Source organism: Paenibacillus validus NBRC 15382, assembly GCF_004000985.1.
Taxonomy (GTDB): domain Bacteria; phylum Bacillota; class Bacilli; order Paenibacillales; family NBRC-103111; genus Paenibacillus_G; species Paenibacillus_G validus.
This window is the reverse complement of sequence record NZ_BIMH01000009.1, coordinates 12,480-37,146: the sequence shown is the minus strand read 5'-3', so window position 1 is coordinate 37,146 and position 24,667 is coordinate 12,480. Positions and strand designations below refer to the sequence as shown.

Below are 24,667 nucleotides of genomic sequence, written 5' to 3'. Positions count from 1 at the left end.
GAGCCTGCTCGGCGTGTTTTATATAGATGGGTGTCGGGCGAAGGGATTAGGTCGAACCGCTTGCGGCTTTGACGTAATCCCTTTGTTGTTGTTATGATGAGAAGCGAGAACTAGCAGCGGGAGCGGTGGTTGCGGAAGATGGAGTACAAGCAAGCGTTAAAACAAATCGCGAAGGGCCAATTTGCGCCTGTTTACGTCTGTTACGGCTCGGAAAGCTATTTGATCCAGGAGTTCGTGCAGCGGCTGACCGAGCATTTGATCGAGCCCGAACAGCGGGCGTTTGCGGTAGGGCGATACGATTTGGCGGAGACGCCGATCGACGCGGTGATCGAAGAGGCGGAGACGCTGCCTTTCCTGGCGGAACGCAAGCTGGTCGTGGCTTCCGGCGCCGCCTTTTTAACCGGGGCCAAGGAAAGCGGGAAGGTCGAGCATAACATGGACCGGTTGACCGCCTATTTGAAAGCCCCCGCTGAATTTACCGTCCTGGTGTTGACGGTGAGCGCGGACAAGCTGGATGAGCGCAAGAAAATCGTCAAGGCGCTGAAGGATGCCGACCGGCTCGTTCCCTGCGGGATGCTGGGCGAAGCGGAGCTCACGCAATGGCTGCAGCAGCAGGCCGATAAGGCAGGCTTCTCGTTCGCGCCGGGAGCAGCGGAGCAATTGATTCAATACGCCGGGACAAGCCTGCAGACGCTTGTGAAAGAAGTGGAGAAATGCTCGCTGTATATTGGCTCCGGCGGGGTTATCACAACGGACGATTTGGGGCAGCTGGTCACCAAAACCGTGGAACAAGACATTTTTCAAATGGTCGAACATATCGTTCAAATGAAAATGGAAGACGCCTTCACAATGCTGGCTGAATTGCTGCGGCGCAAGGAAGAGCCGATCAAGATTGTCATGCTGATCGCCCGGCAGTTCCGGATCATCCTGCAGGTCAAGGATATGACGCAGCAAGGTTATTCGCAGCAGCAGATCGCGGGGCAAATCGGCGTGCACCCGTATGCGGTCAAAATTGCGGCGGGGCAGGCGGGACGCTTCGATACAGGGCGGCTGATGAGCATCCTTCAGCAGCTGGCCGATCTGGACTACCGCATGAAGAGCGGGAAGATTGACAAGGTGCTCGGGCTCGAGCTGTTCTTGCTCCGGTTAGCGGCGGCGTGAGCGGCTTCTTGCAAACAAAAAGACCATGTGTCCTGTTGAAGGCACATGGTCTTTTTGTTTGTCGCATGCTTGTATCGGGACGCTTAGCCTTGAGCGGCAAGCGCGTTCAGCTTTTTCGCGAGGCGGGACTTTTTGCGGGCAGCTGTGTTTTTATGGACTAAACCTTTGGTCACCGCTTTATCCAGCTTTTTGCTGGCAGCGATCAAAGCATCTTTAGCAGTTTCCACGTTGCTACCTGCTGCAGCCGTTTCAAAAGCTTTTACAGCAGTACGAAGTGCGGATTTGTGAGATGCGTTGCGCAGACGGCGCTTTTCACTCACTTTCACGCGTTTGATAGCGGATTTAATGTTTGGCATGACGTTCACCTCCTACAACAACTTGCAAACAAACAAAGTTCTTATTTGTTGACAACTCTAGATATTCTAACATGGGCGGTATCAAAATGCAATAGAACGTCAGGCCGTTAGCGGAACATTTTGTATAACGCCCTCTTGTTTATCACACAATATACGAGCGAAACGATGAAGAGAGGGGATACGTTCATGGATTTGGATTTAAGCGCGTATTCGGTGCGAACGGACCTCGCGTTAGAAGCTCACGACTTGGCTTCCGCCTCCGGCTCGGCCATTCCCGGCGTACATACGTCCAGCAAAGACGAGGAGGGCATCCGGGTCAGCCTGATCGACATCACGTCGGAGGAAGGCTCCCGGGCGATCGGCAAGCTGCCGGGGCATTACATTACGATCGATGTTCCCGAGCTGCGCAAAAAAGACAGCGATCTGCAGGACCGCGTCGCGACCGTGTTTGCCCGTGAATTTGAAAAATTTCTACTCAAGCTGAATGTTCCCGCTAATGCCAGCGTGTTGATCATCGGACTCGGCAACTGGAATGTGACCCCCGACGCGCTCGGTCCGATGGTCGTTGAGAACGTGATGGTTACCCGCCACTACTTTGAACTGATGCCGGGTCAAGTCAGTCCCGGCTATCGGCCGGTCAGCTCGGTGGCGCCCGGCGTACTCGGCACGACCGGGATTGAAACGAGCGATATTGTGCAGGGCATCGTTGAACGGTCCAAGCCGGATCTTGTCATCGCCATCGATGCACTGGCTTCCCGTTCGCTCGAGCGGGTAAACACGACGATCCAGATCGCGGACACGGGCATCCATCCCGGCTCCGGCATCGGCAACAAGCGCAAGGGGCTGACGCTCGATGCGCTCGGCGTGCCGGTCATCGCCATCGGCGTTCCGACAGTCGTTTACGCCAGCACGATCGTCAACAACGCCTTTGACTTGATGCATGCCCATTTTGCGCGGCAAACGTCCAACACCGGACAAATCCTCGGTTTAATGGATACGATGCAGGAGCAGGAACGGCTTGAGCTCGTCAAAGAGGTGTTGAATCCGTTAGGTCACGATCTGCTCGTGACGCCGAAGGAAATCGACCAATTTATCGAGGATATCGCCAACATCATCGCCAGCGGCCTGAACGCCGCGCTCCATGAAGCGGTTGATGTGGACAATGTATCGGCTTACACGCACTAGCATCGGTATGAGCGGGAGGCACGCACAATTGTGTTACGGTCCCCGTACAGAGGCCATCCTTAAAGCGCAGCGGCTTTAGGGATGGCTTCCTGTTTGTTAAGTCATTTTGAAGCGGCTTAGCAGCCTCTGCAAGTTACCGGCCCTTACAAGCAACTGCGTGGTAGACGATTGCGGATGAGCCTGCCTGACTCGGCGATGGAACCGTCGATTTCTCGGAACGAAGACCCTGCGCTTTGCACCGCTCCCCCGACCTTATTGATTTCAGTTGTTACCGCACGCACCCTGTGACGGCTTGTTCCACGTACTCCTTCACGTCCTGAATCAGCACGCCTGCCTGCTCAGAGCCTGCGAGCCCTATGAAATTTATGGTTCTATCTCCCGAACGAGACTCATAGAGTAGTTACTAGAGAAGCGGGGGACACGAATCACGAATCGTTCCCCTGCCGACATCGCAGCAACGGTCGTACGACGCGATCCGGTAAAGAGGAGGAACAAGTACATGAAATGGTCTGCCGTCACCGTCAATCTAAGCAAAGTTCGCAAAACGGGACAAATGCTCGGGGTTTATTCGAAAACGTTGTCCATGTTGATGATAGGGTGCTTCATTTTTTTTATGGTGCTGGGCGTGCTCGGCTACGTGCAATCGCGGGTGTCGGGCGCCTCGCCGAACGCTTCGATGAAGGGGCTTGCCGCGTCCGTATCCAGCCGCTTTTTTATGGATATGATGGGGCTTGAGGTACCGGGCTTGCCGGCCGGCGGCAAATCGTTCACGTTCTCGCAATCGAACGTATCGAATTTTTTGTTCGCGCTGGTGACGGATTTGAATCCGAACGATCCGAAGACGCTGATAGCCCGCGAAGTGCCGGGGATGTCGCAGACCCGTGCGGTGCCGCTGAATAATGTGGGAAGCATCGATACGCCGGAGGATTACAGTCCGCGGTCGGATGTATTTGAGGGGAAGGAGCTCGGGAGCGAAGGGACGATCACGGCGAATCCGGGATCGGCGGGCGAAACGGGCGGAGCGGTGCTCGGACCGCAAGCACCGACGGCTCAGCCTCCCGCTGCGGCAGGCAAGAATGTCGCCTTTATCTATCAGTCTCACAACCAGGAATCGTATTTGCCGGAGCTGCCGGGCGAGAAGGATCCGGATAAAGCGTACGATCCGAAGAAGAATGTCACCCAGGTCGGTCTCAGGCTTGCGCAGAGATTGGAAAAGGAAGGCATCGGCGCCGTCCATTCGGATAAAAACTATCCGGCTATCGAGAAAGGCTTCAATTATTACTTTTCCTATAAATATTCGTTAAAAACGCTGCAGGAAGCTTCGGCCGGGCATCCCGATCTGGATTATTACTTCGACATCCATCGCGATTCGCAGCGGCGCTCGAAAACGACGGCAACCATCAAAGGGGTAGACTACGCGCAAATCTATTTCATTATCGGGGGCAAAAACCCGAATTATAAACAAAATTACGAGTTTGCCGAGAAAATTCATGAGGCGTTGGAAGAGAAATTCCCCGGCATTTCCAAGGGCATTCATGCGAAGTCGGGGGAAGGGAACGGCGTATACAACCAGAACTTCTCGCCGAACAGCGTATTGGTCGAAGTGGGCGGGGTCGATAACAGCCTGGAGGAATGCTACCGGACAGCGGATGCGCTTGCTGCAGCGATCGCCGAGGTCATCCTGAACGCGGAGAAGGTCGATGCGAAACCGTCGCCCGCCTCGGACGGCACGTCAGCAAAAAAGCCAAGCTGACACGGCTAGGGGAATGAAGCGGCCAAGCCAAATCGTTGAGGACGCGGACAGGTAAGCTGCAGGCGGAAGCGCGGAGAACCCCGGGGAACCCGATTGGCGCGGTTGGTCATGCGAAACCGAAACGCGGGAAGAAGAAAGGGCGCTGAGGCGGCCTGAAGAGACAAGGCAAGGAGCGTGCAAAGGATCATGAACGGAAGCGGCTGGTTCAAATTCGGCGCCATCGCATTGGCGATGGCTTTTTGCCTTTTTTTCGGGGTATCGCTTGCGACGCAGGGAACCGAACGCATTCACGGTCCGCTGACGAAGCCGCCGGGCGAAGCTTCCGCCGCCGGAGTGCGCCCGAACAGCGCAGCTCCGGCAGGGGCGAAGAAGTCGGCGCCGCCTGCGCCCGAGAAGTCGGAGCCGGTGAAGAAAACGGCCGAGAAGAAGACGAAGCCTGCAGCGAAAGCGCCTCAGGAGCCCGCCGCCGATACCGGCATCAACCGGGTCGGCAACAAGGCGGGCGAGCTGCTGCAAATCATCGCCTATCACGGCATCCGCGCCATTGTTTCTTTGTTTGAGGCGATGCTGAAGTAATGGCGCAGGCAGGGGGACTTCTCTGCAAGGCTGTCGGGGCCCGCAAGCCGGAAACAGCGCGGAATTTCCGTGCATTGATGCAAGACCCCACAACTGCTATAATGAAAAGTATTGTACAAAAAGCGAGTTTAGTGAGGTTTTGCTGCCGATGGATATCCAAGCCAGACAAAAGAAAATTAGAAATTTCTGCATTATCGCCCATATCGATCACGGGAAATCGACGCTGGCCGACCGGATCTTGGAATTTACCGGCGCGCTGACATCCCGCGAGATGCAGGATCAGGTGCTCGACCAAATGGATTTGGAGCGGGAACGGGGCATTACGATCAAGCTGCAGGCCGTACGCTTGAACTACCGCGCCGACGACGGCGAGGAATATATATTGAATCTGATCGATACGCCGGGACACGTCGATTTCACGTACGAAGTATCCCGCAGTCTGGCCGCCTGCGAAGGCGCCCTGCTTGTCGTTGACGCGGCGCAGGGGATCGAAGCGCAGACACTGGCTAACGTGTACTTGGCGCTCGACAACAACCTGGAGATTTTGCCGGTCATCAACAAGATCGACCTGCCCAGCGCAGATCCGGAACGGGTGAAGCAGGAGGTCGAGGACGTCATCGGTCTCGATGCGAGCGAAGCGGTCTTGGCTTCGGCCAAAGCCGGGATCGGCATCAAGGAAATTCTCGAGCAGGTCGTGCAGAAAGTTCCGGCGCCGACCGGAGATTCGACGCAGCCGCTGAAAGCGCTCATTTTCGACTCGCACTTCGACCCTTATAAGGGCGTTATCGTGTATGTCCGCGTCATTGACGGATCGATCCGGGCCGGTTCGAAAATCAAGTTTATGGCGACCGACAAAACGTTCGAAGTCATTGAGGTCGGCGCGTTCAAACCGCGTATGGGCATCGTGGATTCGCTTGAAGTCGGCGATGTCGGCTTTATTGTGGCCGGGATCAAAAATGTCGGGGACACCCGCGTCGGGGATACGGTGACTGACGCGAAGAATCCGACGCCGGAACCGCTGCCGGGCTACCGCAAAATCAATCCGATGGTGTTCTGCGGCTTGTACCCGATCGAAACGAGCGATTACAACGATTTGCGCGATGCGCTGGAGAAGCTGCAGCTGAACGACGCTTCGCTCAGCTTCGAGCCGGAGACGTCGACAGCGCTCGGCTTCGGCTTCCGGTGCGGCTTCCTCGGGCTGCTGCACATGGAAATCATCCAGGAGCGGATCGAGCGCGAATTCAACATTCCGCTCATCACAACGGCGCCGAGCGTCGTGTTCCGCGTCACGCAGACGAACGGCGAGGTGCTGAACATCGAGAACCCTTCGCTGTTCCCGGAGCCGGGCAAAATCGATTTCGTCGAAGAGCCGTTCGTAAAAGCCAAGATCATCGTGCCGAACGATTACGTGGGCGCGATTATGGAGCTGTGCCAGGGCAAGCGCGGCGAGTTCGTCAACATGGAATACCTGGATACGACGCGCGTGACGCTTACCTACGACATTCCGCTGTCGGAGATCGTATACGATTTCTTCGATCAGTTGAAATCGAGCACGAAAGGGTACGCTTCGTTCGACTACGAGCTGTCGGGCTACAAGCGGACAAATCTCGTGAAGATGGACATCCTGCTGAACAACGAGCAAGTCGACGCGCTCTCGTTCATCGTCCACCGCGACAGAGCTTACAACCGCGGACGCATCATTTGCGAGAAGCTCCGCGAGCTCATTCCGCGTCAAATGTTCGAGGTGCCGATTCAAGCGGCGATCGGGCAGAAGGTCATTGCCCGCGAAACGGTCAAAGCGATGCGCAAGAACGTATTGGCCAAATGCTACGGCGGCGACATCAGCCGGAAGCGGAAACTGCTGGAGAAGCAAAAAGAAGGAAAAAAACGGATGAAGCAGGTCGGCAGCGTGGAAGTGCCTCAGGAGGCGTTCATGGCCGTCTTGAAGATCGACGAATAGATCAAAAGCAGTGCGGGAAGCAGGTGTTCGGCATAACGCGAACGCCTGCTTTTGGCATTAAGGGGGGGACTAGGCATGTTGCAGCAAACGCAAACGCCCAAGGCGGTGTATCTTCATATCCCGTTTTGTACGAACAAGTGCCATTACTGCGATTTCAACTCATATATATTGAAGGGGCAGCCGGTCATGGATTATTTGGATGCCTTGGAGCGGGAGATGGAACGGACGGTAAAGAGCGTGCCGCCGGGTGAGATCGAGACGATCTTCGTCGGAGGCGGGACGCCGACGGTGCTGACGCCGGAGCAGATGGACGTATTCCTTCGCCGCGTGCGCATGTATTTTGGCAATTGGGCGGCAAATATCGAGTTCTCCATGGAAGCGAACCCGGGGACGACCGATCTGGAGAAGCTGCAGGCGATGAAAGAGGGCGGCGTGAACCGGATCAGCTTTGGCGTACAGTCGTTCGACAATGCGCTGCTCGAGCGAATCGGGCGCATTCACAATACGGACGACGTGTACCGGAGTCTGGAGAATGCGCGCAAGGCCGGGTTTACGAACATGTCGATCGACTTGATGTTCGGGCTGCCGAAGCAAACGATCGATATTATGGAGGCCACGCTGAAGGAAGCGCTCGCGCTGGAGCTGCCCCATTATTCGATCTACAGCTTGAAGGTAGAGGAGAACACGCTGTTCCACTCGCTCTACGAACGCGGCGATTTGCCGCTTCCGGAGGAGGATGAGGAGGTCGGCATGTTCCTTCATATAATGAAGCGGTTGAAGGAGGCCGGGTACGGCCAGTACGAAATCAGCAACTTTGCGAAACCGGGTTACGAGAGCAGGCACAATTCGATGTACTGGCTTAACCAAAGCTACTACGGTCTGGGGGCCGGCGCTCACGGGTATGTGCGCGGGACGCGGCACGTTAACATCAAAGGGGTTCAGCCTTACATCGACGCTACGCGCAGCGGCCTGCCGCTTCTGCAGACGAGCGAGGTCGAAGAGGTTGAAGCGATGGAAGACTTTATGATGGTTGGTTTGCGCCTGCTGCGCGGCGTGCGCAGATCCGACTTCGAAGAGCAGTTCGGGCGGCCGCTGGAATCCGTATTCGGCGGAACGATACGCCGGTTGTGCGCGAAAGGGCTGCTGGAAGAGACGCAAACCGGCTACCGGCTGAGCGATTCGGGCGTTTTGCTCGGCAACGAGGTGTTCGCGGAGTTTTTGGAGGCGTCTGAATTAAAAATAGGTTGAAGCCTTTATACGTTTTGTTGTATATTTATTCATATCATTTCATTTTCTTCATAATGCGATTGGTGGGAGCCCGTATGACTTTGACCCTGACCTGCCGGAAGGCGAACGAACAGGATATCGATACTTTATATGACATTATTCAAGGCTATGCGGAGCAGGGCATTATGCTGCCGCGTTCCAAAGAAACGTTAGCGGCTCAGCTGGATACGTTCGTCGTCGCGGAAGTCGACGGTCGGCTGGTCGGCTGCGGCTCTAACACGCGTCTCGGTCCGGATCTCGTCGAGATCCGTTCGCTCGGCGTGACGGCCGGATACAAGGGCCTCGGCATCGGCAAATCGATAGTCAACAAGCTGGTGGAAGAAGCGAGAGCTCAGGGCATTCCGAAGATCATGGCGCTGACATACGAGGTGGCTTTCTTCGAAAGAAACGGCTTCACGGTCGTGCAGAAGGAAATCTTTCCGGAAAAAGTATGGCGCGATTGCATTCACTGTAAAAAACAGCACTGCTGCGACGAAATCGCCGTGCTCAAACGGCTGGATTGACTTGACACAGACCCTTGAGGTCTGTTATTTTTGTATTAGCTTAGCACTCGCTTGATCTGAGTGCTAACGAGCCCGGAATCGGAGGTGGTTTTCGAATATGCTAACCGAACGTCAGAGACATATTTTAAGCGCCATCGTTGACGATTACATCCGTTCCGCGGAGCCGATCGGCTCACGCAGCATATCCAAACGCGGCAATGTGGGGTTCAGTCCCGCCACCATCCGCAACGAAATGTCCGATTTGGAAGAAATGGGATTTTTGGAGCAGCCGCATACGTCGGCGGGCCGAATCCCTTCGCATAAAGGTTACCGGTATTACGTGGATCACTTGATGGCTTTAGGTGCGCAAGAAGCCGGCGAAGAGGTCGACGTGATGAAACGTTTCTTTGCCGAGCGCATGCAGGAGATGGAACGTGTCATTCAACAGGTCGCGTTGATTTTGTCGCAGGTGACGCCGTACACCTCGATCGTCATGGGTCCGGAGATGCTTACCACGACATTGAAGCATCTGCAAATCGTCCCCTTGAACGAGCGGACCGCCGTGGCGATCGTGGTGACGAACACCGGTCAGGTGGAGAACAAGACGGTAACGATTCCGGAAGGCATTCCGATGTCGGAAATCGAGAAGTTCGTGAATCTTCTGAACGCCCGGTTGAAGAACGTGCCGCTGCTGCACTTCAAATCGAAGCTTTACACGGAGATCGCTTCGGAAATGAGCCGTTACTTGTCCGGTTACGAAGAGCTGCTGATCATGCTGGATTCCGTCTTCGAACGCGACGAAGAAGAGCGCGTGTTCCTCGGAGGCACGACGAATATGCTGACGCAGCCGGAGTTTAAGGATGTCGATAAGGTGAAGAGCATTCTCGATTTGCTGTCGGAGACGCCGAAGATCATTCAATTGTTCGAAGGCACGGACGCAGCCGGAGGCATTCAAGTACGGATCGGCAGCGAGAACAAGATGGAGGCCGTGAACGACTGCAGCCTGATTACGGCGACGTATTCGCTCGAAGGGCAGCTGCTCGGCACGATCGGCATTCTTGGTCCGACACGAATGGATTACGCTAAAGTCATCAAGCTGTTGGACCATCTGTCCAAAGATATGACACAGTTGATGGAGCGTTGGTATAAATGAGTCAGATGAAACCTTCGGGTCCGGAAGGCGAGGAATCGTACGCCAGCCTGCGGAATAACGCCAATGCGGTGCGTGCGATTTGCTCGGCCGTCGAAGGCACGCTCGGCCCGAAAGGGCTCGATACGATGCTCGTCGGCGCTCATGGCGATGTAATTATTACGAACGACGGAGTGACGATTCTGGAGAAGATGGACGTCGCGCATCCCGCGGCCCAGCTGCTCATTCAAGTCGCGCGGGCGCAGCAGGAGCGGATCGGCGACGGGACGACGACGGCGACGGTGCTCGCGGGCGCGCTCGTCGCCGAAGGCGCCCGGCAGGTGACGCGCGGCGTGCCTGTGGCCAAAGTCGTGCGCGGCATCCAGGACGGCGTCGCGCACGCCGTCCGCAGCTTAAGCGAGCGGTCGCGGCCGCTGCAGGGTCTGGACGATCCGATGGCTTATCGGATCGCTTATATCGCAGGCCGCGAGCATGCCGACCTTGCAGAGCTGATCATAGACGGCGCCAGGCAGCTTGGCGCGGCAAAGCTGCGCGAAGAATCGTTTCGCTTCGCGGATGTTGTGCAGTCGCTCGGCAAGTCGCCGGGCGAAGTGTGGCCCGGGCTCGTCATCGCGAAGAAGCCCGCCAACCTGCAGCCTGATTTCCCGTCGGACGAGGCCCGCATTCTGATGATGCAGGATGCGTTCGGACCGGAAGAGGTGGAAGATGAGGCGCTGATGACCGAGGCCGGCTTTCACCGGCAAATGCAGCTGCGCGAGCAGTTCCGCGCCTCCCTCGGCCGCTTGACCGAGCTGCGGGTCGGGCTCGTCGTCAGCGAGCGTGGCGTCGATCCGGAAGCGGAGCAGTTCTGCACCGATCACGGCATCATGGTGCTGCAGCGTCTGCCGCGGGCGCAGCTGCGCCGTCTGGCCGAATACAGCGGCGCGCGGCCGGTTCGCCGTTCCGCGCTGTACCGGCCGGCGGCTGACCTGGCCCCTTATCTCGGCTTCGCCGGGCATATCGCCTACGACGAGCGCCTCGAATGCGTGCGCATCGCCGAAGGCAGAGGCAGCGTCGAAGTGTCTATCATCGTCGGCGCAAGCACGCACGAGATCGCCGGCGAACGCCTGCGCATTGCGCGCGACGCCGCTTCGGCGGTGCAGGCCGCACTGCGCGGCGGCTGGCTGCCCGGCGGCGGCGCGGCGGAAATGGCCGCCGCGCATGAGCTTGAACGCTATCGCGAAACCGTGCGGGGCATGGAAGGTTTTGGTTTCGAAGCGGTTGCTCACGCGCTGCGCAAGCCGCTCTCGCAGATCGTCGTCAATGCCGGCTACAACCCGCTGGAGAAGGTCGAGGAAGTGAAAGCGGCGCAGATCGCATCCGCCAGCGACAAGCTTGGCATCGATTGCGATACCGGCGCCATTACCGATCTCGAGGCGCTCGGGGTCATCGATCCGGCCGATGTGAAGCTGCAGGCGCTGCAGGCCGCAGGAGAAGTGGCGTCCGCCGTGCTGCGCATTCATACCGTAATCAAGATGCGGCAGCCGCGCGAAGAAGATTAAACCTTTGTTATCCAACTGCGTTATGTAGGGTTTTGAGCCCGACTACGTGGTTAGACTAATATTTAAAAGAGAGAGCGGCGGCGCATATTATGGAATGGGCGCGGCCGCAGCCGATTCGGTTAAGGAGGTGACAGACATTGAATACGGAACAACGAGATCCGCAAAGCGGTGAACAAGCCGTACAAAACGAGCAAAATCAACCGGAGAGCGCTACATACGAAGCAGAGGGCGCAGAGACGGCGGAAGCGGGCACTGCGGAAGCTTCCGAACCCCAAGATGCTGTCCAAGCGGAGCTGGAGCAGGCGAAGAAGCTGGCGGACGAAAACCACCAACGGTTTTTGCGGGCCCAAGCTGATTTTGACAACTACAGACGCCGGACGCAAAAGGAAAAGGAAGATTTTGCGAAATACGCCTCTTTGAAAGTGATCGAGCAGCTGCTTCCGGTCATCGACAACTTTGATCGGGCGCTTGCAGCCAGCAAGGATAATAAAGATTATGACGCCCTTGCGAAGGGCATTGATATGACTTTCCGTCAATTGACCCAAATTCTTGCGACGGAGGGCTTAACGGCGATGGAAACCGTCGGCACCCCGTTTAACCCCGAGTACCATCAAGCCATCATGCAGGTGGAATCCGACGAGTACGAGGAAGGCATTGTGGTCGAAGAGGTGCAGAAGGGCTATATGCTGAAAGACAAGGTGCTTCGTCCTGCGATGGTTAAAGTGAGCTCATAGCATAAATCCGTTATATGACAAACTTTCGAAAACAAAAGGAGGCTTATCCTTATGAGTAAAGTTATCGGTATTGACTTAGGAACGACGAACTCTTGCGTCGCGGTTATGGAAGGCGGCGAAGCGGTCGTTATTCCTAACGCGGAAGGCAACCGCACGACCCCTTCGGTCGTCGGCTTTAAGAAAGACGGCGAGCGCGTCGTCGGCGAAACGGCGAAACGCCAAGCGATCACGAACCCGGATCGCACGGTTATCTCGATTAAGCGTCATATGGGGACGAACCATAAGGAAATTATCGAAGGCAAAGAATATTCGCCGCAAGAAATTTCTGCGATCATCCTGCAAAAGCTGAAAGCCGACGCGGAAGCGTACCTCGGCCAACCGGTCACGCAAGCCGTTATTACCGTTCCGGCTTATTTCAATGACAGCCAGCGCCAAGCGACCAAAGACGCGGGTAAAATCGCCGGTCTGGAAGTGCTGCGGATCGTGAACGAGCCGACAGCGGCGGCTTTGGCCTATGGTTTGGAAAAAACCGAAGACCAAACAATTCTGGTCTACGACCTTGGCGGCGGTACGTTCGACGTCTCGATCCTTGAGCTCGGCGACGGCTTCTTCGAAGTAAAAGCGACGAGCGGCGACAACCGTCTCGGCGGCGATGACTTCGACCAAGTGATCATCGACTATCTCGTTGCCGAGTTTAAAAAAGAGCACGGCATCGACTTGAGCAAAGATAAAGCGGCCGTACAACGGTTGAAAGACGCTGCGGAAAAAGCGAAAAAAGAACTTTCCGGCGTATTGACGACGACGATTTCCCTGCCGTTTATTACCGTGGTCGACGGCGTTCCGCAGCACTTGGAAGTGAACTTGACCCGGGCCAAATTCGAAGAATTGTCCGCGCCTCTCGTCGAGCGCACACTCGGACCGACGCGTCAAGCGCTTAGCGATGCAGGCCTGACGGCGGACAAAATCGATAAAATCGTGTTGGTCGGCGGTTCTACGCGTATCCCGGCCGTTCAAGAAGCGGTTAAACGCTTGACAGGCAAAGAGCCGCACAAAGGCGTGAACCCGGACGAAGTCGTGGCACTCGGCGCGGCCGTGCAAGCGGGCGTGTTGACGGGCGACGTGAAGGACGTCGTGCTGCTCGACGTGACTCCGCTCTCCCTCGGTATCGAAACAGCCGGCGGCGTGTTCACCAAAATGATCGACCGCAACACGACGATTCCGACAACGAAATCACAAGTGTTCACCACATATGCCGACAACCAGCCTAGCGTAGAAATTCACGTGCTGCAAGGCGAGCGCGCGATGGCTAACGATAACAAAACGCTCGGCCGGTTTATTCTGGGCGACATCCCGCCGGCGCCGCGAGGCGTTCCGCAAATCGAAGTCACCTTCGACATCGACGCGAACGGCATCGTGAACGTATCCGCTCTGGATAAAGGCACGGGCAAGAGCCAAAAAATTACGATTACGTCTTCCAGCGGTTTGTCCGACGAGGAAATCGACCGCATGATGAAAGACGCCGAGGCGCACGCCGAAGAAGATCGGAAGCGCAAAGAAACGGTCGAAGCACGCAACCAAGCGGATCAGCTCGTTTACCAAGTCGACAAAACGTTGAAAGATCTTGGCGACAAGGTCGATCAAGGCGAAATTGACAAAGCGAACGAAGCGAAAGAGAAGCTGAAAAAAGCGCTCGAAGGCGACAACCTCGACGAAATCAAAGCGGCCAGCGAAGAGCTGACGCAAATCGTGCAGGCGCTGTCCGTGAAGCTGTATGAGCAAGCGGCTCAAGAAGCGCAAAACGCAGGCGGTGCCGCAGGCGGCGAGCCGCAGGGCGCGAAAGGCAAAGACAACGTCGTGGATGCGGATTTCGAAGTCGTTGACGACAAGAAATAATCCGTTCGCATACAACAAGTCCGGCTTGACCTTCTCAAGCCGGACACTTTCCTTTTTTTTGCAGGCCAGGGAGTGGGAGTGAAGGATGAGTAAACGCGATTACTATGAAGTATTAGGGCTTAGCAAGGATGCTTCGCAGGAGGATATCAAGAAAGCTTACCGCAAGCTTGCTCGTCAATACCATCCTGACGTCAACAAAGCAGACGACGCGGAGTCGAAGTTCAAAGAAGCGAAGGAAGCTTACGATGTACTGAGCGACGAACAGAAGAAAGCGCAGTATGACCGCTTCGGCCACGTCGATCCGAACCAGGGCATGGGCGGCGGCGGATTCGGCGGCAATGCGGATTTCGGCGGATTCGGCGACCTGTTCGATATGTTCTTCGGCGGCGGCGGAGGCGGCCGGCGCAATCCTAACGCTCCGCAGCGCGGCAACGATTTGCAGTATACGATGACGATCGAGTTCAAGGAAGCGGTCTTCGGGAAGAAGACCGACATTCACATTCCTCGTACGGAAACGTGCGAGACTTGTCACGGCAGCGGCGCGAAGCCCGGTACGAAGCCGGATACATGCGGCGTCTGTCATGGTTCCGGGCAGCAGGAGGTCGTGCAGAACACGGCGTTCGGCCGCATCGTGAACCGCCGGGTTTGTTCCGCCTGCCAAGGTCAAGGGAAAATTATTAAGGACAAGTGCCAGACGTGTCACGGCGCCGGCAAAGTGAAAAAGCAGCGCACCATTAACCTGAACATCCCGGCAGGTGTCGACGACGGCGCCCAGCTGCGGGTAACGGGAGAAGGCGAATCGGGTACGCGCGGAGGTCCGGCAGGCGATTTGTACGTCGTGATCCGCGTGAAGCCGCACGATTTCTTCGAACGCGAAGGCGACGATATTTACTGCGAGGTACCGCTTACTTTTGCACAAGCGGCGCTCGGGGACGAGATCGAAATTCCGACGCTGACGGAGAAGGTCAAGCTGAAAATTCCTCCCGGCACGCAAACCGACACGTATTTCCGCTTGAAAGGCAAAGGCGTACCGCGTCTGCGCGGTTACGGCCAAGGCGACCAGCACGTGAAGGTGGTCGTCGTGACGCCGACGAACTTGAGCGATGAGCAGCGCGAACTGCTGCGCGAGTTCTCCCGGCAAACCGGAGAGAATACGCACGAGCAGCAGCAATCGATTTTCGAACGAATGAAAAAAGCATTTTTAGGCGACTGAAGCGCCTATCCGAAAGCAGCCTGCGGGATTTCCCGAAGGCTGCTTTTTTCGTGAAGCGGGCCGCATATTCCCGTTAATAATGCGGACAATAGAAGCAGGTTCTTGAACCTGCACGGTGGACCCTGGGATGGATACCGACTTGAAAGGAGGCTGGACCATGGCGGAACGATGGAAAAAGGCGTTTCAAAAAAATCGATTGCCGATCGCGAAGAACGAGGACATCGAATTTTCTGCAGAGCTGGCAGATAGCGACGACTTGGAAGCGGAGGAACGCGCCGCGCTAGCCGATGCCAGACAAGAGCAGGAATAGCTGATGCCGGATCACGGCCGTAGATTTTGGAGAAATGAGGTTTGACATATGTCAGAGAAAGGCATCATGGCCTACTTTCGAACGACGGAGGATGCACAAAGCTGTGTGCCGAAGCTGAAAGCACTGCGTGCGGCGGAGGTGCAAATCGACCAGGTGGGGGAATACCCGGGACACGGGATTGGCGAAACGTTAAATCCGTTATCCAATAGCGATTTTCCCGGTTTGTCTTATTTAACTTTGGGAACGACAAGCGCGAATCAGGATGCACGCGTCCTGATGGCCGCCGACGTCGATGCAAGCGGCATGGCGGACGGCAGCAGGGAACTGCTAATGAACGATCCGGACGATATGACGCGCCGCAATGTGTTGTTGACGGTCGTGCTCGATGAGGCGGCCGTCGAGCAGGCGAAACGCGTGATCCGCGATGCGGGCGGCAGCGTCTGAAATGAAGCGCCAGGCTCACGGTATGCTAACGGCTCCCGGCATGAAGATTCATTCATGCCGGGAGCCGTTTCGCTTGAAAAAACCAGAGGCAAAATATTCGCGACAAATAAAATGTGAGCAGCAGCGTCAGCCACGTCCAATACCAGGCCCAATGCACATATGTAAGGCTGGACCGGTTTTGCTCAGGAAACAATCGCACGGGGTATACGATCCACCCTTTTTCCACGACATACAGACCGGCAATCCAAGTGATCGTCTGTTTGAACAAGAAGCCGGCATAGGCTATTCGAGCTTTACGTTTGGGCACGCAGAAGATCAGCATCGAGATGCTGATGATCCATACGCACATAAGAACGATATATTCGATCATCATGACAAACGGGAGCTCCTCGGTTTAGTTGGCAGTCGGCTCTGATTTGAAATACCAGCCGCAGTACAAGCGAACAACGGTGAATTCCAGAAAAAGTCTAATCCAGGTCCAGTACCAGGAATAGCGCTCGTATCGAATTAAATTCGAATAGGTGACGAGCAGCGCAACGATACCGGTTAATGCGGAGACGGCCAATGCGAGAGCGGCCAGGCGGGCGGATAGCGCTCCCTTCGGCTCATTCGCGATATAAAGCGCGCATATTAGCGGATACAGAAAGTATTCGGTCGTAAACAGCAGGTCGGTCGCTTTCGGAAATTCGCGCACCGGGAATGACAGCAGATGAAACTTGACGTGCAGCAGCGAGTCTAACCAGGTTAACGGCTGACAGGCGAGAAATGCCATAATCGCTTCTCGCCGCTTGGGCTTGGGGATCAACAGCACGGTCGCGATCGCTCCAAGCAAATAAATAAGAGCTATTATCCATCTATCCTTCGTCATTACGGACCCGCCTTTACTGTGTGTTTGTTAGATTTAGCCTTTCCCGCACCGTTTATGTAAGAACCCGTCATTTTACCCGTATCCCTAATTGTTGTATACTTGTTCTTATGCGTGAAAATGGAGCAAATTATGGGAGGGAATACCCGGTGCGTTGGCATGAAATTACGGTATATACGACAGAAGAAGCGATCGAAATGATCTCCAATTTTATACACGAGCTTGGTGCCGGAGGCGTTTCCATCGAGGAATCAGGCACGTTGAACAAACCGCGCGACACGTCGCTAGGTCAATGGTACGAGCTGCCGTTGAACGATATTCCGGAAGGACGAGCGGTTATTAAAGGTTACTTTGCCGAAGGTTCGGATACCGAAGCGATCCTCCAGGAGCTGAAGCAATCCGTTACTCAGCTCGCGGAGTTTGATATTGATACCGGCGAGCCGACTTACGAGTGGAAGCTGGTCGACGACGAGGATTGGGCGAATGCGTGGAAGCAATATTTCAAACCGCTGCGCATTACCGACCGGCTGACGATTAAGCCGACCTGGGAAGAGTACGAGCCGCAGGCCGAAGAGATTATTCTGGAACTGGATCCGGGCATGGCGTTCGGGACGGGAACGCATGCGACGACGGCCCTCTGCCTGAAGACGATCGAGCAGGTTGTGAAGGAAGGCGACGACGTGATTGATGTCGGGACGGGCTCGGGGATTCTGGCAATCGCGGCGGCGAAGCTGGGAGCCAAACACGTGCTCGCGCTCGATCTTGATCCGGTCGCCGTCTCCAGCGCGACGGAGAACGTACATTTGAACGGCTTGGACGATCGCATTACGGTGAAGCTGAGCGATTTGCTGCAGGTGATCAATGAACATCGGGCTGCCGGTGAAAGCACGGCGCTCGGCGTGCAGCTGCCGGTGCAGGTCGTGGTCGCCAACATTTTGGCGGAAATTATATTAATGTTCGTACAGGATGTGTACGAAGCGCTCGCCTCGGGGGGCTCTTATATTGTGTCAGGCGTTATCAAGAGCAAGCAGGACATGGTGCAGGACGCATTAACGTCGGCCGGCTTCCATGTAACCGAGGTGAACGAGGATCAGGATTGGGTCGTGCTCGTCGCCAGAAAGCCGTAGGTGAGCGTCGATGGATTGGAGTAGTTTTCTGCCGTATCCGGTTGACGAACTGCCCTTCGTCTTTCTTGTGCTGCTGCTTGCCTTCACGGTACATGAATTTGCGCATGCGTATCTTGCCGACAAGTTCGGCGACCCGACGCCGCGCGCGATGGGCCGGGTGACGTTAAACCCGCGCGTTCATCTGGATTGGCTGGGCATGATCTTCTTTCTCATTGTCGGGATCGGCTGGGCCAAGCCCGTGCTGATCAACCGGGGACGATTCAAACACCCGCGCGTGATGGGTATCGCCGTGTCGTTCGCGGGCCCTTTCAGCAATCTTGTACTCGGGTTTATCAGCTTGGTGTTCGTCTACGCTTTTCACGCGTACGGCTGGCTTGACGGCATGAGTCCGGGGGTTTCGAGCGCCGTGCTGACGTTTTTGCACTGGATGGTTATTCAGAACATATTTCTATTCATTTTAAATTTGATTCCGTTCCCGCCGCTGGACGGCTACCGCATTCTGGAAGATGTGCTGCCGCGTCCCTGGGCGATCAAGCTGCAGCAATACCAGCAGTGGTTGTTCTATGCCGTGCTGCTGATGTTCTTTATTCCGCCGATCCGTGTGGTAACGCTCGGCCCGATTTTCGCTTGGCAGAACGACATTTTGGCCTTGTTCGTGGCTATACTTAAACCGATATTCGGACCTCTGGCTTTTTAGCGAAAAAACGTGTATGATGAAGGTTGACCGTTCTACGAACCTGTATAACGGTCTCACCTTTTTTTGGGAAAGCGATGGGGGTTATGCAGAGATATTTCATTCAGCCGGAGCAATTTTCCGCTGATATGGTTACGATAACGGGTGACGACGCTCACCACTTGATTCGCGTCATGCGGGCTAAAGCCGGAGATCGCTGTATCGTGAGCGACGGGGCGAACCGCGAAGCTGTTGTCGTGCTTCGTTCGCTCGAAGGCGGACAAGTGTCGGCGGAGGTTGAGACGGAGCTGCCGATGGACCGCGAACCAAGCGTCGACGTATGGATCGCGCAAAGCTTGCCGAAAGGCGACAAGATGGAGCTGGTGATCCAGAAGGGAACGGAGATCGGGGCAACCCGGTTCGTGCCTTTCACGTCGGAGCGCACCGTCGTTCAGCTGGACGGGAAGAAGGAAGGCAAGCGTCTGGAACGGTGGCAAAAAATTGCCAAGGAAGCGGCCGAACAGGCGCACCGCAACCGGATTCCGTCCGTCGATGCCGTGCGCGGCTGGAAGGAGCTGCTGCAGCTCGCCGCCGAGGCGGATGCCGCTTGGTTTTGCTATGAGAAGCAGGATGTTCAGGAGCTGCGAGCGCAGATTCGCGCAGCGCTTCAGGGGCGTATGGGCCCGGAAGCGGCGGAGACCGGGGGCACTCATGCCGCTGCTCGTCCGAAGCTGCTGCTGATCGTCGGACCGGAAGGCGGATTCAGCGAACGCGAAGCGGATGAAGCGGAACGCGCCGGCTGCCGTGCGGTCTCTTTGGGCAAACGTATTTTACGAACGGAAACCGCCGCCATGGTCGGTCTGACGTGTATTTTATATGAATCCGGTGAGATGGGAGGAGAACGGTAATTATGGCATCAGTCGCTTTTCACACCCTCGGCTGTAAAGTCAACTTCTACGATACGGAAGCGATCTGGCAGCTGTTCAAACAGGAGGGCTACGAGCAGGTCGACTTCGAATCGACGGCCGATATTTATGTGATCAATACGTGTACGGTTACGAATACGGGGGACAAGAAGAGCAGGCAAATGATTCGCCGCGCAATAAGGCGCAACCCGGAAGCGATCATTGCGGTCACCGGCTGTTACGCACAGACGTCCCCGGCCGAAATTTTAGCCATCCCGGGCGTCGATCTGGTGATCGGCACGCAGGACCGGGACAAAATTTTGACCTATGTGAAGCAGCTGGAGCGGGAGCGGCAGCCGATCAATGCGGTCCGCAACATCATGAAAACGCGGGCGTTCGAAGAGCTTGACGTGCCCGATTTCGCAGACCGGACCCGTGCCTTCTTGAAAATTCAAGAGGGCTGCAACAACTTCTGCACGTTCTGTATCATTCCGTGGTCGCGCGGATTAATGCGCAGCCGCGAACCGCAAAGCGTCATCAACCAGGCGCGGATGCTGGTGGACGCAGGCTATCAGGAAATCGTGCTGACGGGGATTCATACGGGCGGATACGGGGAAGATATGGAAGATTACAGCTTGGCCAAGCTGCTTTGGGATTTGGACAAGGTGGAAGGCTTGAAACGGATCCGCATCAGCTCCATCGAAGCCAGCCAAATTACGGATGAGGTGCTCGAGGTGCTCCAGCATTCCGAGAAAATGTGCCGTCATCTGCACATTCCGCTGCAGGCGGGCGATAATGACGTGCTGAAGCGGATGCGCCGGAAATATACGACCGAGGAGTTTGCCGCGAAGATCGAGCATATTCACCGCATTATGCCGGGCGTCGCGATTACGACGGACGTCATCGTCGGCTTCCCGGGCGAAACGGAAGAGATGTTCCGGAACGGCTATGCGTTCATGGAACGTATGGGCTTCTCGGAAATGCACGTGTTTCCGTACTCCAAGCGGACCGGTACGCCGGCAGCGCGGATGGAGGATCAGGTCGACGAAGAGTTGAAGAACGCGCGCGTGCACGAGCTGATCGATTTGTCCGAACGGATGCAGCTCGCTTACGCGCAGAAATTCATCGGCCAAGTGCTGGAGATCATCCCGGAGCGCGAGCATAAAGCGCAGCCCGGCAGCGGGATGATTATGGGCTACTCGGATAACTATTTGTCGGTTGTGTTCGAAGGCAGCGAAGACTGGATCGGGCAAGTGTGCCGGGTGAAGGTGACGGAAGCGGGCGTTAACGAATGCCGCGGACAAATCGTCGGCGCGCCGCAGCTGCCTGCCGTCAGCGGCTTGAAGAGAGCGACGAAGGCGACGGCAGAGGCAATTCCAGGACAAGCGGCCAAAGCAATCGTATAAATGGAAGGGTGTTGTCGATGAAGGAGATTTCAGCTGGCGGCGTGGTGTACCGAAAAGCCGGTGACGATTTGCAGGTGCAGATGATCCAAGACCGTTACGGGAAAATTACGCTGCCGAAAGGGAAAATGGAACCTGGCGAAACGGTCGAACAAACCGCGCTCCGCGAAATTTTGGAGGAGACAGGCATCGTCGGCCGCATCGTGAAACCGCTCGAGACAATCACCTATCAGTTCAATTTGTCAGGCGTCGGGGTCGTGGATAAAGAGGTGTACTACTATCTGGTCGAGGCGACCGGGGGGACGCTGCAAGCGCAGGTGGAGGAAATTCGCGGCGTTGAGTGGCTGCATCCCCTCGAAGCGTGGCATCAGCAGACGCATTCGGGTTACGGCAACAACGATTCGGTATTAAAAAAGGCGCTGGACGCGCTAGGTTATGAGGTGGAGTAACGATGACGGCCTTTGATGTAAGCAAGCTGCCCGGGTATATCGATCATACTCTGCTGAAAGCGGACGCCGACGAACAAGCGATCCGTAAAATTTGTGAAGAAGCGCGTCAATACCGCTTTTACAGCGTGTGCGTCAACGGCACTTGGGTGCCTTTGTGCCGCGAGCTCCTGCAGGGCTCCGGGGTGAAGATCAGCGTCGTCTGCGGTTTCCCGCTGGGCGCGATGGAAAGCTCCGTGAAAGCGTTGGAAGCGGCGAAAGCGGCCGAGCAGGGCGCGGCGGAGATCGATATGGTGCTGCAGATCGGACGATTGAAGCAGGGCGATTACGCCGCAGTCCGCGAAGACATCCGCGCAGTCGTGCGTGCGGTGGAAGGCCAAGCGATCGTGAAGGTGATCTTCGAGACGGGCGCCTTGAACGAGGAGCAAAAGAAAACGGCCTGCCAGCTGTCTGTCGAAGCAGGCGCCCATTACGTCAAGACGTCGACAGGCTTCGGCCAGGGCGGCGCGACGGTGGAAGACATTGCCCTGATGCGTTCGTCCGTTCCGGATTCCATCGGCGTGAAAGCGTCCGGCGGCATTCGCGATCTCGAGACCGCGGTGCGCATGATTGAAGCCGGCGCGACGCGGCTCGGCACGAGCTCCGGCGTCGCTTTGATGCAGGGCAGCACCGGCGCGTCGTCCTACTAGGCGGGCGGGGCTATCGCGGCTCTCAGCGGCCGGGGTGCGCCGATTGCACCGGCAGCATGCGTTCGCGCCGGACGGTTGGTGCTCCCTCTGAGCGCTCATCATGGAATAGCGGAACTCGGATGCTTGATTTGGGGCATCTTACGCCTGCACTTCATCAATAGCGGAACCAGGATGGCTTATTTGCGGCGAATCTCCCTTTTCAAACGAAATAGGAGCAAATAAGACACTGCAGTTCCGCTATTTCTTTGATAGGGCGTCCAAAAGGTCCAATGGCGTACCAAAGCTCCGCTATTTGTCGCGATTATTGGCCGCAGTCGGGTACACAGAGTAAAGGATGGGGAAGCATGATGGCGATCGTTTATTTACATAAAAAACGGAAAAAACGGCTGGAAGAAGGCCACCCTTGGGTATACCGCACGGAAATCGAACGGGTGGAGGGCGAAACGGAGCCGGGCCGTCTTGTCGCCGTGCACCGGCATGACGGTCAATATCTCGCTACCGGTTATTATAATCCTGCGTCACATCTGACGGTCCGGATCGTCTCTTACGAGCCGCTCGCCGAGCTGACGCATGATTGGTTCGCGGATCGCTTGCGGCATGCGAAAGCACACCGCGAGCGCTTTTTGCCGGAGGCCAGGTCGTACCGGCTCGTTTACGGCGAAGCGGACTTTATGCCCGGGCTGATCGTAGACAAGTTCGAGGACGTCCTTGTAGTGCAGCTGCTGACGCTTGGCATGGAGACCGCGCGGGAGGCGATTGTGTCCGCGCTTGTAGAGGTGATGCAGCCGGCGGGGATTTACGAGCGAAGCGACGTCTCCGTCCGCGAGCTTGAGGGCTTGGAACAGCGCAAAGGCGTACTGTACGGCGAGTGCCCGCGGCATATTGCGATTCGCGAGAACGGGCTGCTGCTGGAGGTGGATATCGTCGAGGGGCAAAAGACGGGCTATTTCTTCGATCAGCGGGAAAACCGGGCGGCCATCGCGCCGTTGATGCTCGGCTGGGGCAAACGCAGCGGCATTCAGACCGTCGACAAGCTGACCGACGACGGCACGCTCAGACGGGTGCCGGTCAATAAAAGCGGGCAGGAAGTAACGTTCCCCTATTGGGACGGAGCGACCGTTCTCGAATGCTTCTCTCATACGGGCAGCTTTACTCTTAACGCTTGCCAATACGGAGCGAAGAAGGTAACCTGCCTCGACATCTCCGAGCACGCGGTAGAGACTGCGCGGCGCAATGTGGAGTTGAACGGATTCGGTGACCGTGTGGAGTTCGTAGTGGCCGATGCGTTCGATTATTTGCGCGAGCAAGTGCGCGGGATCGAGCAGCGTCAGGAACGGGGGCAGGCCGACCGCCGCAAAGTCGATACGTCGGTTAAGCTGGAGGCTAAGGGGCGGACGTGGGACGTCGTCATTCTGGACCCTCCGGCGTTCGCCAAATCGCGGAGCGCGGTGGAAGGCGCATGCCGAGGCTATAAAGACATCAACCTGCACGGGATGAAGCTGGTGAACGAGGGCGGATATTTGGTTACGGCGAGCTGCTCCTATCACATGAAGCCGGATTTGTTCCTGGAGACGATTCATGCGGCGGCCCGCGACGCGGGCAAGACGCTGCGCCTTGTCGATTTTCGGGCGGCGGGCAAGGATCATCCGCGCATTCTGGGCGTGGATGAAGGACATTATTTGAAGTTTGCCATATTTGAGGTTACGACGAGAGTATAGGCAGCGATCACTCACAATGGGGAGGAGTGGAAGACATGGATGTGTTTAAAGCGATTCGCGAAAGGCGCACGATCGGTCGTGTGAAAGACATAGCGGTGCCCCGCGAACAGATCGAGCAGCTGTTGGAAGCGGGCAATTGGGCGCCCAGCCATCATGCGACGGAGCCTTGGCGCTTCTTTGTGCTGACGGGGAATGGACGGCACATTCTGGGCGAAGCCTACGCCGACATTGCGGAGCAAACGCAAAGTCCGGCCAAGTTGGCGCCGGAAGAAAGGGAAGCGTTCCGCGCGAAGCATGCGGCTAAAGCGTTCCGGTCGCCGGTGGTGATTGCGGTCGCCGTTTCGCCTTCGGCGGAGAAGGGCGTCAGCCGCATCGAGGAATTCGCAGCCGCCCACGCGGCCGTGCAAAATATGCTGCTTGCCGCGCATGCGCTCGGGCTCGGGGCGATCTGGCGCTCGGGCGAGCCGATGTATCATCCGCGCATGCAGCAAGCGTTCGGCTTAACCGGCGACGAAGCGCTCGTCGGGCTGTTGTACGTCGGGCAGCCGGCTATGCCGCAGCCGGAAGGAAAGCGCCGTCCGGTCGCCGATAAGACGCGGTGGATTACCGAACATCTGACCTAAGTCATGTTCACCGTTCCGATTTATTTCGAACAGCCTGATGCAATCCGTGCGTCAGGCTGTTCTTCGTATACGCCCAGCGAAGGCGTTATCCGAAAAGGGGAGAGGAAAGCAATACGTTCGCGCGAAGAGCAGCGGCAGGAGGGTGGAAATCCCAAACCGGGAGGCGGCGTGCG

The 24,667-nt window shown here is 56.5% G+C and carries 25 protein-coding genes; 22 read left to right on the top strand and 3 right to left on the bottom strand.

Annotation, left to right across the window (positions count from 1 at the left end):
- Positions 1-138 precede the first annotated feature (138 nt).
- Positions 139-1,161 carry a DNA polymerase III subunit delta gene (gene holA, locus PVA01S_RS08820; protein ID WP_127606915.1) on the top strand — a complete coding sequence of 341 codons (1,023 nt, stop codon included), beginning with the start codon at positions 139-141 and terminating at the stop codon, positions 1,159-1,161.
- A gap of 83 nt (positions 1,162-1,244) precedes the next feature.
- Here the strand turns inward: holA and rpsT are convergent, their stop codons facing one another.
- The gene (gene rpsT / locus PVA01S_RS08815; protein WP_127606913.1) at positions 1,245-1,517 is read right to left on the bottom strand and encodes a 30S ribosomal protein S20; all 273 of its coding nucleotides are present in this window, start codon (positions 1,515-1,517) and stop codon (positions 1,245-1,247) included.
- Positions 1,518-1,703: 186 nt separating this feature from the next.
- Here rpsT and gpr point away from each other — a divergent pair, with 186 nt between their 5' ends.
- From gpr to PVA01S_RS08750, 13 genes are all read left to right on the top strand, one after another.
- A complete protein-coding gene (gene gpr / locus PVA01S_RS08810; RefSeq protein ID WP_127606911.1) occupies positions 1,704-2,702 on the top strand; it encodes a GPR endopeptidase in 999 nt (332 codons plus the stop codon).
- A 499-nt stretch (positions 2,703-3,201) separates the two neighbouring features.
- A complete protein-coding gene (locus PVA01S_RS08805) occupies positions 3,202-4,455 on the top strand; it encodes a stage II sporulation protein P (protein WP_127606909.1) in 1,254 nt (417 codons plus the stop codon).
- 186 nt (positions 4,456-4,641) lie between these two features.
- On the top strand, positions 4,642-5,031 hold the full coding sequence (locus PVA01S_RS08800; RefSeq protein ID WP_127606907.1) for a hypothetical protein: 390 nt from the start codon (positions 4,642-4,644) through the stop codon (positions 5,029-5,031).
- Between the two features lie 148 nt (positions 5,032-5,179).
- The gene (gene lepA / locus PVA01S_RS08795; protein ID WP_127606905.1) at positions 5,180-6,991 is read left to right on the top strand and encodes a translation elongation factor 4; all 1,812 of its coding nucleotides are present in this window, start codon (positions 5,180-5,182) and stop codon (positions 6,989-6,991) included.
- Positions 6,992-7,066: 75 nt separating this feature from the next.
- Positions 7,067-8,239 (top strand): radical SAM family heme chaperone HemW, encoded by a 1,173-nt coding sequence (hemW, locus tag PVA01S_RS08790; RefSeq protein ID WP_127606903.1) that lies wholly within the window; start codon positions 7,067-7,069, stop codon positions 8,237-8,239.
- A 74-nt stretch (positions 8,240-8,313) separates the two neighbouring features.
- Complete coding sequence (locus PVA01S_RS08785; protein WP_127606901.1) at positions 8,314-8,781, top strand: N-acetyltransferase; 468 nt, start codon at positions 8,314-8,316, stop codon at positions 8,779-8,781.
- A 97-nt stretch (positions 8,782-8,878) separates the two neighbouring features.
- On the top strand, positions 8,879-9,913 hold the full coding sequence (hrcA, locus tag PVA01S_RS08780; protein WP_127606899.1) for a heat-inducible transcriptional repressor HrcA: 1,035 nt from the start codon (positions 8,879-8,881) through the stop codon (positions 9,911-9,913).
- Positions 9,910-11,451: a TCP-1/cpn60 chaperonin family protein gene (locus tag PVA01S_RS08775; protein ID WP_127606897.1), complete on the top strand. Its 1,542-nt coding sequence runs from the start codon at positions 9,910-9,912 to the stop codon at positions 11,449-11,451. Before hrcA ends, PVA01S_RS08775 begins: the two co-directional genes overlap by 4 nt.
- A 137-nt stretch (positions 11,452-11,588) precedes the next feature.
- Complete coding sequence (gene grpE, locus PVA01S_RS08770; RefSeq protein ID WP_054798018.1) at positions 11,589-12,185, top strand: nucleotide exchange factor GrpE; 597 nt, start codon at positions 11,589-11,591, stop codon at positions 12,183-12,185.
- A 51-nt stretch (positions 12,186-12,236) separates the two neighbouring features.
- Positions 12,237-14,078, top strand: coding sequence for a molecular chaperone DnaK (dnaK, locus tag PVA01S_RS08765; protein ID WP_127606895.1), 1,842 nt, complete (start codon positions 12,237-12,239; stop codon positions 14,076-14,078).
- Positions 14,079-14,163: 85 nt separating this feature from the next.
- Entirely contained in the window at positions 14,164-15,291 is a 1,128-nt protein-coding gene (gene dnaJ, locus PVA01S_RS08760) for a molecular chaperone DnaJ (RefSeq protein ID WP_127606893.1), read from the top strand.
- Between the two features lie 157 nt (positions 15,292-15,448).
- A complete protein-coding gene (locus PVA01S_RS08755; RefSeq protein ID WP_127606891.1) occupies positions 15,449-15,601 on the top strand; it encodes a YfhD family protein in 153 nt (50 codons plus the stop codon).
- A 48-nt stretch (positions 15,602-15,649) separates the two neighbouring features.
- Positions 15,650-16,045: a hypothetical protein gene (locus PVA01S_RS08750; RefSeq protein WP_054798016.1), complete on the top strand. Its 396-nt coding sequence runs from the start codon at positions 15,650-15,652 to the stop codon at positions 16,043-16,045.
- Positions 16,046-16,097: 52 nt separating this feature from the next.
- Here the strand turns inward: PVA01S_RS08750 and PVA01S_RS08745 are convergent, their stop codons facing one another.
- Complete coding sequence (locus tag PVA01S_RS08745; RefSeq protein ID WP_127606889.1) at positions 16,098-16,418, bottom strand: CBO0543 family protein; 321 nt, start codon at positions 16,416-16,418, stop codon at positions 16,098-16,100.
- Between the two features lie 21 nt (positions 16,419-16,439).
- The gene (locus tag PVA01S_RS08740) at positions 16,440-16,913 is read right to left on the bottom strand and encodes a CBO0543 family protein (protein ID WP_127606887.1); all 474 of its coding nucleotides are present in this window, start codon (positions 16,911-16,913) and stop codon (positions 16,440-16,442) included.
- Between the two features lie 146 nt (positions 16,914-17,059).
- Between PVA01S_RS08740 and prmA the strand changes: the two genes are divergently transcribed.
- The 8 genes from prmA (at position 17,060) to PVA01S_RS08700 (ending at position 24,494) form a co-directional block, all read left to right on the top strand.
- Positions 17,060-18,037, top strand: a complete 978-nt coding sequence (gene prmA / locus PVA01S_RS08735; RefSeq protein WP_127606885.1) for a 50S ribosomal protein L11 methyltransferase — start codon at positions 17,060-17,062, stop codon at positions 18,035-18,037.
- 10 nt (positions 18,038-18,047) lie between these two features.
- Entirely contained in the window at positions 18,048-18,734 is a 687-nt protein-coding gene (locus PVA01S_RS08730; RefSeq protein ID WP_127606883.1) for a site-2 protease family protein, read from the top strand.
- Between the two features lie 83 nt (positions 18,735-18,817).
- Positions 18,818-19,618, top strand: a complete 801-nt coding sequence (locus PVA01S_RS08725; RefSeq protein WP_127606881.1) for a 16S rRNA (uracil(1498)-N(3))-methyltransferase — start codon at positions 18,818-18,820, stop codon at positions 19,616-19,618.
- 2 nt (positions 19,619-19,620) lie between these two features.
- Positions 19,621-21,021, top strand: a complete 1,401-nt coding sequence (gene mtaB, locus PVA01S_RS08720; RefSeq protein ID WP_054798012.1) for a tRNA (N(6)-L-threonylcarbamoyladenosine(37)-C(2))-methylthiotransferase MtaB — start codon at positions 19,621-19,623, stop codon at positions 21,019-21,021.
- Between the two features lie 17 nt (positions 21,022-21,038).
- Positions 21,039-21,467, top strand: coding sequence for an NUDIX hydrolase (locus PVA01S_RS08715; protein ID WP_127606879.1), 429 nt, complete (start codon positions 21,039-21,041; stop codon positions 21,465-21,467).
- Between the two features lie 2 nt (positions 21,468-21,469).
- Positions 21,470-22,153, top strand: coding sequence for a deoxyribose-phosphate aldolase (gene deoC, locus PVA01S_RS08710; RefSeq protein ID WP_054798011.1), 684 nt, complete (start codon positions 21,470-21,472; stop codon positions 22,151-22,153).
- 347 nt (positions 22,154-22,500) lie between these two features.
- A complete protein-coding gene (locus tag PVA01S_RS08705) occupies positions 22,501-23,871 on the top strand; it encodes a class I SAM-dependent rRNA methyltransferase (protein ID WP_127607039.1) in 1,371 nt (456 codons plus the stop codon).
- Between the two features lie 35 nt (positions 23,872-23,906).
- Positions 23,907-24,494, top strand: a complete 588-nt coding sequence (locus PVA01S_RS08700) for a nitroreductase family protein (protein WP_127606877.1) — start codon at positions 23,907-23,909, stop codon at positions 24,492-24,494.
- Positions 24,495-24,667: the final 173 nt, after the last annotated feature.